We start from the raw sequence: 15,904 nt of genomic DNA on the forward strand, positions 1-15,904 counted from the left end.
ATGACGATTAAACTTAATCCATTAAACGCTATCGATTTTTATAAAGCCGATCACAGACGTCAGTATCCAGCAGGTACAGAGTACGTGTACGCAAACTTTACGCCGCGTTCATCTCGACTTGCTAAAATGTTGCCTGACTTCGATGATAAAGTTGTTTTCTTTGGTCTTCAGGGTTTTATCAAACACTTTTTAATCGATACATGGAATGTAGGCTTTTTTAAGCAACCTAAAGACAAAGTGGTAGCTGCTTATAAACGCCGTATGGATAGTTCATTAGGTGAAGGTGCTGTGCCGGTCGATCACATTGAAGCATTACATGACTTGGGCTATTTACCATTACGCATTAAAGCTTTGCCAGAAGGCAGCCGCGTCAATATGCGTGTACCCGTGCTCACCGTTATTAATACCGACCCGCGTTTCTTTTGGCTAACCAACTATATTGAAACCGTGTTAAGTGCTGAGCTTTGGAAAAGCTGTACTACAGCAACGATTGCCTACGAGTACAAACGATTATTAACTCAATATGCCGTAAAAACTGGCGCACCACTCGATTTTGTACCTGTGCAAGGACACGATTTTAGTAGCCGTGGTATGAGTGGAATGTATGATGCAGCTCAGTCTGGTGTGGGTCACTTAACCAGTTTTATTGGAACAGATTCGGTTGCTTCAATTGACTACGCAGAAGAATATTACAATGCAACAGGTGTGATTGGGGTATCTGTACCAGCGACCGAACACAGTGTGATGTGTATGGGCACAGAAAACAGTGAGCTAGACACATTTAAGCGTTTAATCTGTGAGCTTTATCCTTCGGGTGTTGTCAGTGTCGTGTCTGATACTTGGGACTTTTGGCGAGTCATTACAGAATTTACAGTGGCTTTAAAACCTGAAATTCTGGCAAGACAACCGAATGCTTTAGGTTTGGCTAAATTAGTTTTCCGTCCTGACTCTGGTGATCCTGTCAAAATTATTTGTGGTGACACAAACGCCGAAGTCGGCAGCCCAGCATATAAAGGCGCTGTTGAATGTTTATGGGAAGTGTTTGGTGGTACAACAACTGACCAAGGCTATAAAGTACTGAATGAACGTGTGGGTTTAATTTACGGTGACTCGATTACTCTAGACCGTGCACAGCGTATTTTGGAAGGATTAGAAGCCAAAGGTTTTGCTTCAAATAACTTGGTGTTTGGTATAGGCAGTTTTACCTATAACTACTTAACTCGCGACACCTTTGGGTTTGCTGTGAAAGCGACTTGGGGGCAAGTAAATGGGGTAGGCCATGAGTTGTTCAAAGACCCGATTACTGACTCAGGCGTTAAAAAATCTGCGAAAGGTCTATTACGCATTGAAGAAAGTGAAAATGGCTTTACTTTGTTTGATGAGCAAACAGCCGAACAAGAACAAGGCGGAGCACTTAAAACAGTCTTTGAAAATGGTAAACTTCAGTATGAGTGTACTTTGGATCAAATACGTGAGCGTTTATCCATCGTATAACTGAGTTTAGATGAACCGTTGCATGAGTATCGGCTCATCATTTTCACTGAGAGACTGAACGTGACTATTCAAACTGAACAAGAATTCCTTGCCAGTTATGATCGCCGAGATTATGACGCACCTTTACTCACTGTAGATATGGCTATTTTCTCGGTATTTAATGGTCAGTTGCAGGTATTACTCATTAAGCGGCCCAACTTTCCAGCCAAAGACCAATGGGCTTTACCGGGTGGTTTTGCCGATTTAACCCATGATCAAGATTTGATGGCCACAGCTTATCGTAAGCTCGTCGAAAAAACAGGGATTAGTTCACCTTACTTAGAACAAGTTGCTTCTGTCGGTAACGCGAAACGTGACCCGCGTGGTTGGGCCGTGACTATTTTGTATTTTGCATTAATTGATTTTAATGCCTATCAACATCAAGCATTGGCTGAATACAGTGAATGGGTGCCTGTAGCAAAAGCAAAAGATTTAGCATTGGCGTTTGATCATAATGAATTGCTCAGCTTAGCTTTAGAGCGTTTAACCAGTAAAACTCGCTATACAGCTTTGCCAGCTAGTCTCATGCCCGAGTTATTTACACTGACCGAGCTACAGACTATTTATGAAATTATTCTTGGACAATCCTTAGATAAAAAAGCGTTTAGACGCCGTATGATAGAAGCAGGCGCAGTTGAAGAAACCAACCACAGTAAAATTGTAGGCAAACGACCAGCTCAGCTTTACCGTTATGCACTCGATTCTTTTGATTTTATATTTCCTCGTTCACTCGAATTACCTAGAAATAAAGAGGGTGAAGGCAAGCAAAACAATGAGCTTTCTGACTAGCGCATCTTGATGCACTTTTGATTTATAATGCCGCGCTTATGATTGATGTCATGTTTTGATCAGCACTTTGCCTATGTCACACGTTTCTCCCTGCTTCCAGCAAAACCAGTTTTTTGTGTTGGTGGAGTACCTCACTTCACTACATGAAATTTATCCTGTAAGACATGAGTTTGCAGGATATTCGGCTGCAATGACATTGGCAGATCGTGTACATTCAGATCATGATATCGCGCCGCTTGAAGCCAGTAAAAGTTACCCTGACTCAATAGAGAAAGTCTTACACTTTTCAGGTAAAGCGAGAGACATACAAGATTTTGAACGCTTTTTAGAACAAGCCAAGTCTGCCAATATTCAAAACTTGTTATTGCTTACAGGCGATAAACTCAAAGAACATCATAATGGTCGAGATGGACAGCCTCGTAGTCGTTACCTAGAGTCGGTAAACGCCGTAATGGCAGCTAAGCAACATGGTGGTTTTCGTATTGGCGTTGCTTTTAATCCGTTTAAATATGTCGAAGCTGAGCGTGATGCACAGTATTTAAAACTGCATAAGAAGATTAAAGCAGGTGCTGACTTTATCATTACCCAATTGGGCTATGACATTGAAGCCTTAAAACAAGCCAAATCATTTTTAACCAAGCATGATTATTCGCAGCAAATACTAGCTTGCGTCATGCCACTGACTTTAGGCCGTGCTAACTTCATGGTAAAGCATAAAGTTGCGGGTATTGTGATTACTCCACACATGCTAAAAGTCTTGGCAGAAGAAAAACAGGCAGGGCATACAGACCGTGTTTATTTGCGCTGCGCTTTACAAATTTTAATATGTAAACACTTAGGATTTGCGGGTATTCATTTATCTGCTTGTCATAAGCCAGAAGAGCAAATGCTGCTTGAAAGTTACATCGAGCAATACAGACATCTTAACCTTAAGGCCTTAGAAGAGCTTTGGAGTTCACTTTGGCAAGTCAAGACAGGCAAAGAGTTTACCCCTGAAATTGCTCGTTTTTCACGGCAGCCAACATCTAAACAAATCATTAAATATCGCCAACTGCATGTGATGCATGAGGCCCTGTTCGGATCCAAAATTGCCAAAGGCGTTGGGCGGTTTATTTTTAAAGCGCCTTTTTGGGAAAATTCTGTGGTCGCTAAAGCATTACTCAAAACAGAAGTATTGAGTAAACATAGCCTAGTCGGCTGTGAAAGCTGTGGTCAGTGCCGTTTAGGTGACACCTTATATATTTGCCCTGAAACATGTCCAAAAGGCTTAGCTAATGGTCCTTGTGGTGGAACAACTTTAGATCGCTGTGAATTTGGTGATCGTGAATGTATTCATTCAGTCAAAGCAAGACTAGCCAGAGCGGTTAAACAAACCGAAATATTAAAAGATAAATTGATTCCAACGGTGCCTCTTGAAACGAGAGGAACCAGTTCTTGGAAAAACTGGTATTTAGCGACTGAGGCTTAAGTTTTGTATTAACCCTTGATTTGAACTTGTTAAACAATCAAATGATAGGCTAAAGCACGGCGATAATTTAAAAATAACAATTAGTTGCCTTAATTATGTCCAGTCAAAATGGCTACCGAGGAGTATACTTAAAGCGAATATTTTGCGTTAAAAGAAGGCTGTCTCAATGAAAAAGTTGGTTGCTGTACTTACTGTAATTGTTGTTTTAACTGGATGTGTTTATGACCCTGTTAATTACAACAAAATACACGACCAAGAGTTCCAAGATCACCTCAGGCAAAACGGTTAGCAATAAAAAAGCCCACTCAATGAGTGGGTTTCATTTGGAATAACTTTAGAAGAAATTTTTAAGAGTTTAATTAATAAACAAAACCACTTAAATTACTATTTTTAAAGGTTTGTTCGCCTTTTAATAGTAAGTTTAAACTTATTTGTAAGTTTGTTTTATCTAAAAATAATAAGCTATTTTACTTATTGTAGTAGCTTATTTATTAAACAATGATTACTTATAAGATTAAACATTCTGTCAGTTTTACTATTGTTAATTTAAAGAAATATAATATTTATAGCTTATATATCTTATTCGTATAACTATAACAATTTAGATTGTTAACCAATTTTAAAATTACATATTATTTTAATTAATAACACTTAAATATTACATAATTAAACTTATATTTAATAATATTGCAATAAAAGGCTATTTAGTAAATTTAAAAAACTATGTCTAATAAGTGGTAATTTATTTGTAAAACAATTATTTATATTTAATTCTTTAAAATAAATTTATATCGAAAATTTAGACAAATTCGAATTACATAATTTTTAAACATAGTTTATATAATATGATTAATTGACATAAATAGAAAAAATATATGTCAAAGAGGTCAATGATATTTAATTCACTTAAGAACCATAATTTGCACCAAATTTTACGCTGTCACGATTCATTGAATAAAACCAAGTGAAAAGTTACGTAAAAAAGAAACCAATAATTTTATTGGCTTAAATAAAAAATCGAATATTACAAATAAGCGGAATGATTATGGATAACGTAGCTCAGCTAGAAACTGATACTAATTTCCAAAGCCGAAAGAAAATAACTTGGGGTGTTTTTAGTGTCCTGCTGTTATTTTTAGTTGCTGGCATCTTATATTATTTTTTTGTATACCGATTCTATCAATCTACTGATAATGCTTATGTACAAGCCGATGTCACTTGGGTAATGCCAAAGATTTCAGGCGAAGTGATGGAGTTATTAATTAACGATAATCAGTTTGTAAAAAAAGGGGAAACTTTAGCGGTATTAGACCATCGTGACTACCAAGCACGTTATGACCAAGCCCGTTCTGTGGTCAGCTTAAAAGAAGCAGCGCTTGGTGTACAACAACAAAATGAAAAGTCTGCACGGTCGTCAATTATTGAAGCAAATAGTGGTGTAGTGGCAGCACAAGCAGACCTGGCGCGCTTGAAAAAAGAGTTCGAGCGTTATCAAGATTTATTAAAAGATGGCGTAATTACCCGACAAAATTTTGAAGGGATTCAGTCTCAATATTTAACGGCTCAGGCACAGCTCAGCAAAGCGCAAGCCGCCGTAAATGCAGCAGAAGCTCAGTTGGGGAGTTTACAAGCCAGTCGAGTGCAGCTTTTAGCAGATATTCAAAGTGCCAATGCAAACTTAAACCTGTATCAGGTCGATTTGGCTTCATCAAAAGTGGTTAGTCCTGTAAGCGGTAAAATCGGTAGTCTGGCAATTCAACAAGGCTCACGTGTTTCTCCACAAACCCGTTTAATGGCGATCATTCCTGAAAATAGTTTGTATGTACAGGCGAACTTCAAAGAAACTCAAATTGAAAAAATGCATATTGGTCAGAAAGTTAAATTAAAACTTGATGCCTATCCGAGCCTTAACTTTACCGGAAAAATTGAGAGTTTTTCTCCCGCTTCAGGCGCGACTTTCTCACTTATGCCACCAGACAATGCCACAGGCAACTTTAACAAGGTTGTACAGCGTATTCCTGTACGTATCGCTATAGATTCAAGCCCGCATATTGATTTGATAAAACCTGGAATGTCGGTGAGCGCCACCGTTGACCTAAGAACTTAATAATAAAATTTTGGGTAATCATAAATGAATAAGCATGTTGAAGCCGAGTGGAGGTTTCCCGCAAAGACTGCATGGGCAATTTTTGCTGCCATGATTTTTGGCAACTTCATGGCGATTCTTGATATTCAGATTGTGGCAAGTTCTCTAAACGAAGTTCAAGCTGGTATGAGTGCAAGCCGTTATGAAGTCACTTGGGTACAAACGGTTTATTTAATTGCCGAGATTATTGCGATTCCAATGTCGAGTATTGTCTCGCGAGTGCTTTCAACACGGGTGTATTACACCATGTGTGCAATCGGCTTTACGGTGAGTTCTTTACTTTGTGCTTTGTCATGGAACTTGGAAAGTTTACTGGTGTTCCGTGGCATTCAAGGCTTTATGGGTGGCGGCATGATTCCGACTTCCATGACGGCGTTGTATTTACTGTTTCCAGAACCAAAACGTTCATTGCCTTTGGTCATGTTTGGCATGATCAGTACATTAGGCCCAGCGATTGGCCCCACCATTGGTGGTTGGCTTACCAATAATTTCTCATGGCATTGGATGTTCCTGATCAATATTATTCCGGGCATTATCATTGCCACAGTCATTTACTCAGGTCCAAATATCGACCGCGCCAACTATTCACTCATCAAAAGTATGGACTGGTTTAGCCTCGTTGGTATGGCGATGTTTTTGGGTGGGCTTGAATATTTCCTTGATGAAGGTGCACGGCATGACTGGCTTGCAGACACAGGCGTTCGGATTGCTTTTATGGTCTGTGTTGTAGGCGGCATGATTTTCTTCTCTAGAAGTTTTACTCAGCCTAAACCTTTGCTCGATTTATCGGTATTTAAAAATAAAAACTTTACCTTAAGTGCCATTACAACGTTTGTGATTGGTATGGCGCTGTATGGCTTGGGTTACATGATTCCTGTCTTTCTTGGGCAAGTCCGTGAAATGAACAGTAGCCAAATTGGTCACGTCATGATGGTGACAGGTATTGTCATGTTCTGCTTTGCGCCGTTTCTTGCGTGGCTCATTCCTAATTTTGATACCCGAAAAACCGTATTTGTCGGAATGATTCTGGCGGGCTTTGGTGTCTGGCTCAATTCACATTTGAGCATTCATAGTGATTATGACTTTATGTTTTGGCCACAAATTTACCGTGGTATCGGCCTCATGATTTGCCTGATTGTGGTCTCGCATTTGGCTATGAGTACATTGCCACTCAGTAAAGTTGCCGATGCCAGTGGGATTTATAACCTGATGCGCAATATTGGCGGCGCGGTTGGACTGGCTCTTATTAACTCATCCTTAGACTGGCTGACCGCCATGCATGTTACCCAGATTAATCAGTCGATGACACCACAAAACTGGATATTTACAGAAAGACTCGACCAGCTTACGGCGCAATATCAAGAAGTTGGTACAAATGCCCAGCAAATCGCGCTCAGCGTGATCTATCGCGATATTCACTTTCAAGCACTGACATCGAGTTTCAATGACTTATTACGCATGCTCGCAATCATTATGTTTGTGACCGCCTTTTTAACCATATTTATGGATCGGGGGAAGAAAATGAATATGTAGCGATTTAGAAATAAAAGGCAGCTTTCAAAGAATGAAAACAATAGGGCATATCAAAACATATCCCTTCATAGAAAAAGAACATTGATATGAGTTTCGAATATCGCTGTATGAGATAGGGGAACTCACAGATCTGGATGTGGGAGATTAAAGTATTATGATTAATACAACATATAAACTGATTTCAAAATTGAACCTGAAAAACGCAACTTATGGGCAATATTTTGAAAAAGAGCAAATCGATACTGAACGATTGAAAGTGATGTATTCCATTTACGAGCAGTATTATGAAAATACCAGATTTTCTATTTTCGTAGATGATTTTAAAAATAAAAGCGGTGCGATCTTAATTTTTGACTCAGAAACAGATGAGATTGTCGGTTTCTCGACGGTAGTTGTGCAGCATTTCTACTTAAACGGTAAAGATTACACCGTGCTCTTTAGCGGTGATACGGTCATTTTGAAAAAGTTTTGGGGCACACGTACATTGCAAAGTACCATGCTCAAACTCATGATCAAGCTTCGAATTAAATATCCTTTTAACGAACTTTATTGGCTTCTCATTTCTAAAGGCTATAAGACTTATCTCTTACTTGCTAATAACTATTATGTGTATTACCCAAACATTAAAGATGAAAACCAACATCTTTCGGAAGTTGTTGAACATTACTGTGAAAAATTCTTTGGTGAATACTACGACAAAGAAGCCGGCTTACTCAACTTTGGCGATGATTATCAACCATTAAAAGGCGAAGTCGCACCGATTACTGCCGAAATGAGAGAAAAGAACCCAAATATTCATTTCTTTGAACAGAAAAATCCAACTTGGAGAGCCGGTACAGAACTGCCATGTATTGGTCGACTTGGTTGGAAAGATATTGCCCGTTTCCCTGTAAAACTGATGACTAAACCGACCAGTAAAGGAAAATTTGAAGCGCAGTTAAGCCATAAAACAAAACGTAGAGAGGCTATCCAATGAAATCTAATCAATGGTTGACTCTCGGCTCGCATCTTATTTTAAAAAAATGGTGTGATGCATCTGACCGTAATTTCCAAAAACAGTTTAATGCTTTAGAGACCACGCAACGTCAAATTTTGCATTCGATTTTACAGACCTCTACTTTGGCCAAAGATAAACAGGTTCAAAACTATGAGCAGTTTGTAAAAGCATTTCCTGCAACTCGCTATAGTGCTTGGCGAGAAGACATTCAGCATTACCGTGAACAAAAGCTTTCACTCTCTAGCAGTAAGTTGGTTCGTTTCCAGCCGACCAGTGGTTCAAGTGAACAAATCAAGTTTATTCCATATACCAAGCTGTTTTTAGATGAACTTGACCATGCGATTGCACCGTGGATGGCAAGTTTATACCGCAAATGCCCACAGTTGAGTTCGGGTACACATTACTGGTCAGTGTCATGGTTACCTGAAAGCCAGCGTGAAGTTTTAAAAGACAAAAACCTAAATGATGACAGTGCGCTACTTGGTGTAGGTAAGCGCATTTTGTCTAAGTTTACCCAAGCGGTTCCAAGTAACGTTGCATTTGCGGCCAATGCTGACGATGCACTGTTTGCCACCATTTGTTATTTGGTCGCAAACCGTAGCTTAGCCATGATTTCGGTATGGAGTCCAACGTTTGCGTTGCAATTACTTGAACGTTTAGAGGCATTGCAAAAAGATGTGATAGAGGTGCTTAACAGTGGCAAATGGGGCAATCGTGAGGCTTCACTAAAAGAAGTGATTGCACCGCATAGCCCTGAAAGTGCTCAAGCTTTAATTGCAAGTTCAAATGGCGAACAGATCGACTTTAAAAAGCTCTGGCCAAAGTTAAGTTTAGTGTCGAGTTGGGACACCGCTGGTTCAAAAGCTTGGGCCGAAAAATTAAAAGAGAAATTGCCCAGTGTTCAGTTTGAAGGTAAAGGGTTATGGGCGACGGAAGGTGTAGTCACCATTCCCTATAACGACCAATACCCATTGGCTTACCAAAGTCACTTCTATGAGTTTGAATATTTAGAGGGTGAGAAACAAGGTCAAATCGTTCCTTCATGGCAGCTTAAACAAGGTGACGTGGTCAGCCCGCTGATTACTTCGGGTAATGGCTTACTGCGTTACTGTCTAGATGACTGCTTAAAAGTGACTGGCTTTATAGAGCAAATTCCGTGTTTTGAGTTCCAAGGCCGTCGCTTTGGTGTAGATCTGGTCGGTGAAAAACTAGCACCTGAAACTGCTCAACAGTTGTTGTCTCAGTTAAACGAAACCGAGTCAAAAGCGATTTCTTTACTGGCGATTGATACCCAACAACAAGTTAAACCATTTTATTGCGTGCTTTTTGAAGGTGAAATTCATCACAGTATTAACAATGAATATATCGACAGTATTTTACGTCAAAACTTCCATTATGAACTTGCACGAAACTTGGGGCAGCTCGATCAGCCTCAAATTCGTCAAGCTAATAATGGCTGGAATGCGTACAAGAAACTAGTCATGTTTGATGGCATTATCGAAGGCAATATCAAACCTGAGCCACTCAAGAAAGTCACCCTGAATAGTTTGGAACAACTATGAAAGGGATGAAGCCATTTAATACTCGGTTTTTAACACTTCGACACGCCTTGTTTCTAGGCGTGTTGGTTGTGTCGAATACACATGCCATGACTTTAGATGAGGCTTTGTCGGCTAGTTTAAGGCATGAAAGCCAGCTTGAAGTGAGCCGTTTAAGTGTGAACCAGTCCACCGCTATGCTTGAACAGGCCAAGCAACGTGATGGACTCAAAGTCAATTTAGTCGGGCAACTTGACTATGAAAGAATAAATACGCCTTCACACGTCTTGTTTCCAACCGAAGGAAACCGTAAAGGCCGAAGTTTGCAATTGCAGGCAGATTATCCGATTTATACCTCTGGGCGACACCGTTTAGGAATAGACATTGCCGAAAGTCAGCTTTCTGCCCAACACCAAGGCTTATCAGATCAAAGATCGGAAACGATTTTAAATACCGTGATGGTCTATACCGACGTATTAAAAAAGAAAGCCATTTTAGAACTCAGACAAAAGACTATGGCAAATCTGCAACGGTCTTTATATGAATCAAAGCGCCGTTTTGATGTCGGTATGATTACCCGTGCAGACTTGGCTCAGGTTTTAGCTCAAGTCGCACAAGGTCAAGCCGATATTACACAGGCGCAATCTAACTTGACCGTAAGCGAAGCACAGTTTTATCAAGTGACAGGTACAACTCCTGACAACCTTGTTCCAATCAATCAATTACCTACTATTCCCGCTAACCTAGATGAGATATTGGCTCAAACCAAGAACTATCCGGCGTTAATGCGGGCTAAATATGAAAAGCAGGCTGCCGAAAAACAATATGCTTTAACTAAACGCGAACTCTGGCCAACGGTCATGTTGACCAGTCGTGCCGGAAAGCAAGATGAAGCGAGCTATATTGGCTCTGAAAGTAATAACTATATGGTTGGGGTGCAGCTCAATGTGCCGCTTTATGACGATGGTTTAAATCGGGCCAATGTCAAAAAAGCGCAGGCCGATATCGATTTGGCTGCGCAAAAAATTCGAAGTCTTGAGCTGGACTTGAATAAGCGTACCCGTACCACCTATGCGCAGCTTCAAACCATTCGACAAAATAAAGACGCATTGGCAAATGCCATAGAGGCAGCGTCTATTGCCTTTGTCTATACCCGTAAAGAGTTCGATGTGGGCACCAAAACCACTTTTGATTTGCTTAATACCGAGCAGAAGTTACTCGATGCACAAACCCAGAAAACCGTAAATGACCAAGACGAAGTGGTGTTTGTCTATCAGCTACTCGACCAAATGGGGCGTTTAAACAATTTGGTTCCTACACAGACCGCACAACAGGTGAATAATGAATAAAACAAATACACCACTTACTGATAATACGCTTATTACCCGTGAAGCGACTTTGGCAGATGACGAGGCTTTACGAGAGTTAATTGCCGTACCCATGACCACCAAAGGCATACAAATCAGCTTTCAGCGTGAATCGAGTTATTTTAGGGCGTCTGACATTCTCTATCGGCATAAACTGCATGTCGTGATTGAAGATACCGAGAGTCAAAAGAAAGTTGCCTGTTATAGCAATGGTTACCGTCCGTGTTATATCAATCGGAACATTCAAAACTTACGCTATGCTGGAGATTTACGGGTAGATCACAGCTATCGGGGTAAATCATTGGTGAAAGTCTTAGGCATACATGTAAAACAGACTATGCATGAACCAAACTATAGCCAAATGATTATTTTTGATGATAACCATGCCGCACGCGCCGCTATACAAACAGGCAAAACGGGAATGCCCGATTATTATGATGAAGGGCTTATAGAGACACTCAGTCTGACGAGCACTGGCGCAAAACGAAAAATCACGGCATTTCTAAAGCAGAATTCTCAGCAGAGTAACCTTCAAGAGATACGTACATGTGTCGCTGAAGCTAAACATGTACCAGCCATGAACCAGTTTATTCGCGATATGGCAGGATACTATAACTTTATTCCAGCCTATAACTTTGAAGAACTTGCTCAAGGTCATCAGTATTTTTCAGGGATAAAACTTTCAGACTTTTCACTTTACTTTAAGGGTGAAAAACTAGTGGGTATGTTTGGACTATGGGATCAGCATAGTATTAAGCAAACCAAAATTTTAAATTACAGCTCGGCCATAGCTGTGCTTAGACCTATTTATAACTTGTTGACGCCAATGACTAAGGGCATGCGTTTGCCTAAACTTGGCGACTCTATTCAATACCATGTGCTACATACGCTTATGTGCCATCCCGAAGATTTGGCTTTGCATCATAAAATGCTCGAAGATGCCTATAACAAGTCAAAACAGCAGGGTGTTGGCGTGGTGAGTTTTACGCTTTCCCATAAAGACCCGCGTTATCAGCTAAACCAGTTTTATAAAGGTGAGCGTTTAACGGGTATGCATGGCTTTATTAGTTTTGAAGGCGACCCACGACCAAATTTTGATAAAAACCTGATTCCATATTTAGAGGTTGGGCGTATTTAATTTAAAGCCTGATATGATACTTTTAATGAAGCCCACGAAAGTGGGTTTTGTCATTTTTAATACGAACAATGAGGCTGATAATTAGTTGATAAAAAGAAATATAGCAAGAACTTATAATATAATTATTTAATTTTTAATGGAAAAATATTTGGATTTTTACGAGTGCTTAGTCACTAAACCTACATATAGGGCAACTACTATACAAACCGAAATTTAATAACATGGTAGTTAAGTGATGAAAAAAGTTTATTGGGCGGCCTTATTCTGTCTTTGTGTACGACTCAAGCTTTTGCATTAAATATTTTATTGGTTAATGATGACGGTCTAACGAGCAATATCAAAGCACTCTATGATGAATTAAAAGCAAATGGTCATAACGTTCTTGTGTCTGTACCTTGTTCACCGCAAAGTGGTCGTGGTGGTGCAATTGTCATGTACAGCTCAACAACGATTAACGCAGATAATGATAAGCAAATTACGGCTGAAAACGGTTGTCACAATGGCGCAGCACCAATTGGCGCACCTGCGGCTGGAACCTTTACCAAAGCGGGCTATACCAACGGCGACTGGAATTACGCGCATGGTACACCAGTGATGGCAACAGTTTATGGACTAGATGTAGTTGCACCAAAACGCTGGGGTAAAGCACCAGATTTGGTTTTATCTGGCCCGAATGAAGGTCAAAATGTCGGAAAAGTCGTTGTGCATTCTGGCACGATTGGTAATGTTCAGTTTTCGGCAGGCCGCGGCATTCCATCTATTGCCTTAAGCGCTGATACCAACACGGTAGATGACAAAACTTTAAACAACCCTAACTCTGCGATTGTGGCAAAACAAACTGTAGTGTTATTAAAAGAATTACAAGCTAAGGCAGGCAAGGGCCAGTTGTTGCCAAAAGGCATCGCCCTCAATGTGAATTTCCCTAAAAATTTAACAACTAGCACGCCGTTTGCATTTTCAAAAATTGGGACTTATGACTTATATAAATTGAAGTTCCAAGTGACCAAAGATAGTAAAGGCAACAATCAATTTGGCTTAGGAATCGATGCGGCACCATCGGCCCCAACTGCCTCTCAAATGTCGGATGAAAGCGCTGTAATGCAAAGCAAAATTGCTGTGACTGCAATGCAAGTTGCTTATGACCAACGACCAGCAGGTCAAGAATGGCTTAAAATCCGTTTAAAAAGCTTATTTAACAAGTAAGGAGCAAGACCATGAAACGTTGTTTATTGGTTTTACTCCTTGGGCTTGGATTGGCGGCTTGTAATGACAATGATCATGATGACCAAGTCTCGACTGAAAAACCTGCACTAGCACCGAGCTTAGATGTTGGTACTTATATTATTAGTACCGAAACTGATCAAGAATTACCTATGGCGGGTAAATACTATTCTGGTGCAGATGGTTCTAAATTATTGGTTTTAGATGATGACGAAAACCGTGCCAAGATTGTGATGAGCTATGATGCAAAAACAAAAGCTTGGCGAAGCAACCAGTCTAATCAGGCGATGACAGTCGAATTAGCGCATTATGAAAAAATTGCTGATCAAAAACTTTTGCTTAATCAATTGGTCGGCACCTACGATTTATCGTTTCCTGATGGAACAACGGTAAATGCCGAGGTTAGTGCACAAGGCAAGATTGTCTCGAAAGACCCGAATTGTGTGTTTACGGGTATTATTACTGAAAGTGCATTAGCGAATACCGCAAACTATCAACTGACCGATAATAAGTGTGATGTGCTAAAAAATAACTCGAAAGGTTATGTTGTGGTAGATGAAGACCTAGAACCTATGAGTTTTAGACTTGTATCTGACACGATTGCATCAAAAGACATTTGGGCTTTTGCACAATCTTAAAAATAAAAAGGCAACGGATTTATTTCGTTGTCTTTCATTCCAACCTATCTTGCGCCGTTGAAACAATCAACATGGTTTGAAGGTAATAATCGACACGTGATTGATTACTTTCTTTATGTGAGTTGTGCGCATTAAAGGCTGCATCATGAAGTTTTACGACTCGAGCGATCGGATTCGAACTACAACGAATTAAGTATTCTTCGCGTGTTTCACTTTCTCGTTTAGTTAATGCATCTACTGCATCACGGACTTCTTTTCCAAATAAACTTTCGATTTTGTCTAGGGTAAGAGGTGTGTCTTCAACACTATCGTGGAGAAGGGCGGTAATAATATAGACTTCTGAAAATTGGTGCTCAATTAATGAGTTGACCACACCTTTAATATGGTAATCAAAGTAATCATGAGAACCATACTTTTGGCCTTGATGAGACTCTTTTGACAATTTCTCTGCTAATTCAACTTTATTTTGAGTCATTTTTTGCTCTTATTACCTTAAGTATATGACACGGCCTAATGGGCGAGATGGGGCGCTTAAGTCATAATTTTATACTGAATAAGCTACTTTGTTGTGAATACTCTCGTTTGTTTGGTGAATCTCCATAATGTAATATTCAACATATGAAAACGGATAAATAAATTATTGCTATCTATAAATATGAGATGCGCAAAAATTTGCTCACTTTTATCTAAAATAAATCAAATTGAGCAAATATATTCACAAAAAGTCTTTTTTATCGTATTTTTGAGAAAATAATTGCTCATTTACACGAATGAAAAAATTAACAATACAAGCCCAAGACCGTCAGCAGATTCTTATAGATTTATATAAACAATATTTGTTGAGTGAGATTACTTTGGGGCAATTGCTATCGTATTTACGCAAAAATGTGTTGGGTTTGTCGCAAGAACAATATGCTAATTTGGTGGGTATAAGCCGTCGAACTTTAACGGACATTGAGCAGGATAAAGGTAAACTCACTCAGTCCGTGTTAGATAAAGTGTTTAAGCCACTTGGTTTAAAAGCAGGGCTTGTACCTACGCATGAACATATTGTTAGCAAAATTATAAAGCCAAACGAGTAAGCAACTATTTAAATGTTCACAAGGGAACGCTTGTGAACACTAAAATGATAAATTTTGAGCCAATCTAATATATAAATTTTTGCAACTTTAAAATTTAACTTAATGATATAAAAGCAGATTGTAAATATTACTTAAGAATATCCTTAATTATGTAATTAAATGAAAAATAATAATTATTTAAATATTTTCTAGCCAATTTCACATTGACACTTCAAATATTGAAGATTACCATTTGCGGGCTGGCCTACATTGCCAGACGGTTTTAGCAGACCGTATACGACCGCATCAGAATATATTCCTTCTGAGGGATAGTTCTATGTGTACCTCTCGTCTCTTTCCCGTAGCGGTAGGATGATCTGCCCCCATAAAGTTGGACAGTTAGTTAAGCAGTTTTTATAAACTGGTTTCTATATTGTACAGGGGATAAACCTTGTAGCTTCACCTTGATTCTCTC

General features: G+C 39.5%; 14 protein-coding genes. 12 read left to right on the top strand and 2 right to left on the bottom strand.

Features of this window, described 5'->3' with window-relative positions:
• The 11 genes from KNQ97_RS16435 (at position 1) to KNQ97_RS16485 (ending at position 14,368) form a co-directional block, all read left to right on the top strand.
• Entirely contained in the window at positions 1 to 1,494 is a 1,494-nt protein-coding gene (locus KNQ97_RS16435; protein ID WP_253612469.1) for a nicotinate phosphoribosyltransferase, read from the top strand.
• 60 nt (positions 1,495 to 1,554) lie between these two features.
• Positions 1,555 to 2,322: an NUDIX domain-containing protein gene (locus KNQ97_RS16440; protein ID WP_000155306.1), complete on the top strand. Its 768-nt coding sequence runs from the start codon at positions 1,555 to 1,557 to the stop codon at positions 2,320 to 2,322.
• 73 nt (positions 2,323 to 2,395) lie between these two features.
• Positions 2,396 to 3,790: a methylenetetrahydrofolate reductase C-terminal domain-containing protein gene (locus KNQ97_RS16445; protein WP_253612470.1), complete on the top strand. Its 1,395-nt coding sequence runs from the start codon at positions 2,396 to 2,398 to the stop codon at positions 3,788 to 3,790.
• A 1,045-nt stretch (positions 3,791 to 4,835) separates the two neighbouring features.
• Complete coding sequence (locus tag KNQ97_RS16450) at positions 4,836 to 5,897, top strand: HlyD family secretion protein (RefSeq protein ID WP_253612471.1); 1,062 nt, start codon at positions 4,836 to 4,838, stop codon at positions 5,895 to 5,897.
• A 24-nt stretch (positions 5,898 to 5,921) separates the two neighbouring features.
• A complete protein-coding gene (locus KNQ97_RS16455; RefSeq protein ID WP_005135229.1) occupies positions 5,922 to 7,469 on the top strand; it encodes a DHA2 family efflux MFS transporter permease subunit in 1,548 nt (515 codons plus the stop codon).
• 187 nt (positions 7,470 to 7,656) lie between these two features.
• Complete coding sequence (locus KNQ97_RS16460; RefSeq protein WP_075874782.1) at positions 7,657 to 8,445, top strand: hypothetical protein; 789 nt, start codon at positions 7,657 to 7,659, stop codon at positions 8,443 to 8,445.
• Positions 8,442 to 10,028, top strand: a complete 1,587-nt coding sequence (locus KNQ97_RS16465; RefSeq protein WP_253612472.1) for a GH3 auxin-responsive promoter family protein — start codon at positions 8,442 to 8,444, stop codon at positions 10,026 to 10,028. The genes KNQ97_RS16460 and KNQ97_RS16465 overlap by 4 nt, the downstream gene beginning before the upstream one ends.
• Positions 10,025 to 11,353: a TolC family protein gene (locus KNQ97_RS16470; protein ID WP_253612473.1), complete on the top strand. Its 1,329-nt coding sequence runs from the start codon at positions 10,025 to 10,027 to the stop codon at positions 11,351 to 11,353. The genes KNQ97_RS16465 and KNQ97_RS16470 overlap by 4 nt, the downstream gene beginning before the upstream one ends.
• Positions 11,346 to 12,509: a hypothetical protein gene (locus tag KNQ97_RS16475; protein WP_253612474.1), complete on the top strand. Its 1,164-nt coding sequence runs from the start codon at positions 11,346 to 11,348 to the stop codon at positions 12,507 to 12,509. Before KNQ97_RS16470 ends, KNQ97_RS16475 begins: the two co-directional genes overlap by 8 nt.
• 249 nt (positions 12,510 to 12,758) lie before the next feature.
• Entirely contained in the window at positions 12,759 to 13,712 is a 954-nt protein-coding gene (gene surE, locus KNQ97_RS16480) for a 5'/3'-nucleotidase SurE (protein ID WP_253612475.1), read from the top strand.
• 11 nt (positions 13,713 to 13,723) lie between these two features.
• Positions 13,724 to 14,368, top strand: a complete 645-nt coding sequence (locus tag KNQ97_RS16485) for a hypothetical protein (RefSeq protein WP_253612476.1) — start codon at positions 13,724 to 13,726, stop codon at positions 14,366 to 14,368.
• 34 nt (positions 14,369 to 14,402) lie between these two features.
• On the opposite strand, the gene KNQ97_RS16490 is transcribed toward KNQ97_RS16485, so the two are convergent.
• The gene (locus KNQ97_RS16490) at positions 14,403 to 14,843 is read right to left on the bottom strand and encodes an HD domain-containing protein (protein ID WP_228413000.1); all 441 of its coding nucleotides are present in this window, start codon (positions 14,841 to 14,843) and stop codon (positions 14,403 to 14,405) included.
• Positions 14,844 to 15,138: 295 nt separating this feature from the next.
• On the opposite strand from KNQ97_RS16490, the gene KNQ97_RS16495 reads away from it, so the two are divergent.
• The gene (locus tag KNQ97_RS16495) at positions 15,139 to 15,450 is read left to right on the top strand and encodes a helix-turn-helix domain-containing protein (protein ID WP_000737062.1); all 312 of its coding nucleotides are present in this window, start codon (positions 15,139 to 15,141) and stop codon (positions 15,448 to 15,450) included.
• 382 nt (positions 15,451 to 15,832) lie between these two features.
• Here KNQ97_RS16495 and KNQ97_RS19275 read toward each other — a convergent pair.
• A partial coding sequence (locus KNQ97_RS19275; RefSeq protein WP_323486536.1) for an IS3 family transposase occupies positions 15,833 to 15,904 on the bottom strand: 72 nt, incomplete at its 5' end.

The sequence above is a fragment of the Acinetobacter sp. UC24323 genome (assembly GCF_024151445.1).
Classification (GTDB): Bacteria; Pseudomonadota; Gammaproteobacteria; order Pseudomonadales; family Moraxellaceae; genus Acinetobacter; species Acinetobacter baumannii.

Bases quoted from the DNA above. Each gene is read 5' to 3' on its own strand.
- KNQ97_RS16470 (WP_253612473.1), top strand. From the start codon at position 10,025: ATGAAAGGGATGAAGCCATTTAATACTCGGTTTTTAACACTTCGACAC.
- KNQ97_RS16435 (WP_253612469.1), top strand. From the start codon at position 1: ATGACGATTAAACTTAATCCATTAAACGCTATCGATTTTTATAAAGCC.
- KNQ97_RS16445 (WP_253612470.1), top strand. From the start codon at position 2,396: ATGTCACACGTTTCTCCCTGCTTCCAGCAAAACCAGTTTTTTGTGTTG.
- KNQ97_RS16495 (WP_000737062.1), top strand. From the start codon at position 15,139: ATGAAAAAATTAACAATACAAGCCCAAGACCGTCAGCAGATTCTTATA.
- KNQ97_RS16475 (WP_253612474.1), top strand. From the start codon at position 11,346: ATGAATAAAACAAATACACCACTTACTGATAATACGCTTATTACCCGT.
- KNQ97_RS16465 (WP_253612472.1), top strand. From the start codon at position 8,442: ATGAAATCTAATCAATGGTTGACTCTCGGCTCGCATCTTATTTTAAAA.
- KNQ97_RS16455 (WP_005135229.1), top strand. From the start codon at position 5,922: ATGAATAAGCATGTTGAAGCCGAGTGGAGGTTTCCCGCAAAGACTGCA.
- KNQ97_RS16485 (WP_253612476.1), top strand. From the start codon at position 13,724: ATGAAACGTTGTTTATTGGTTTTACTCCTTGGGCTTGGATTGGCGGCT.
- KNQ97_RS16450 (WP_253612471.1), top strand. From the start codon at position 4,836: ATGGATAACGTAGCTCAGCTAGAAACTGATACTAATTTCCAAAGCCGA.
- KNQ97_RS16490 (WP_228413000.1), bottom strand. From the start codon at position 14,843: ATGACTCAAAATAAAGTTGAATTAGCAGAGAAATTGTCAAAAGAGTCT.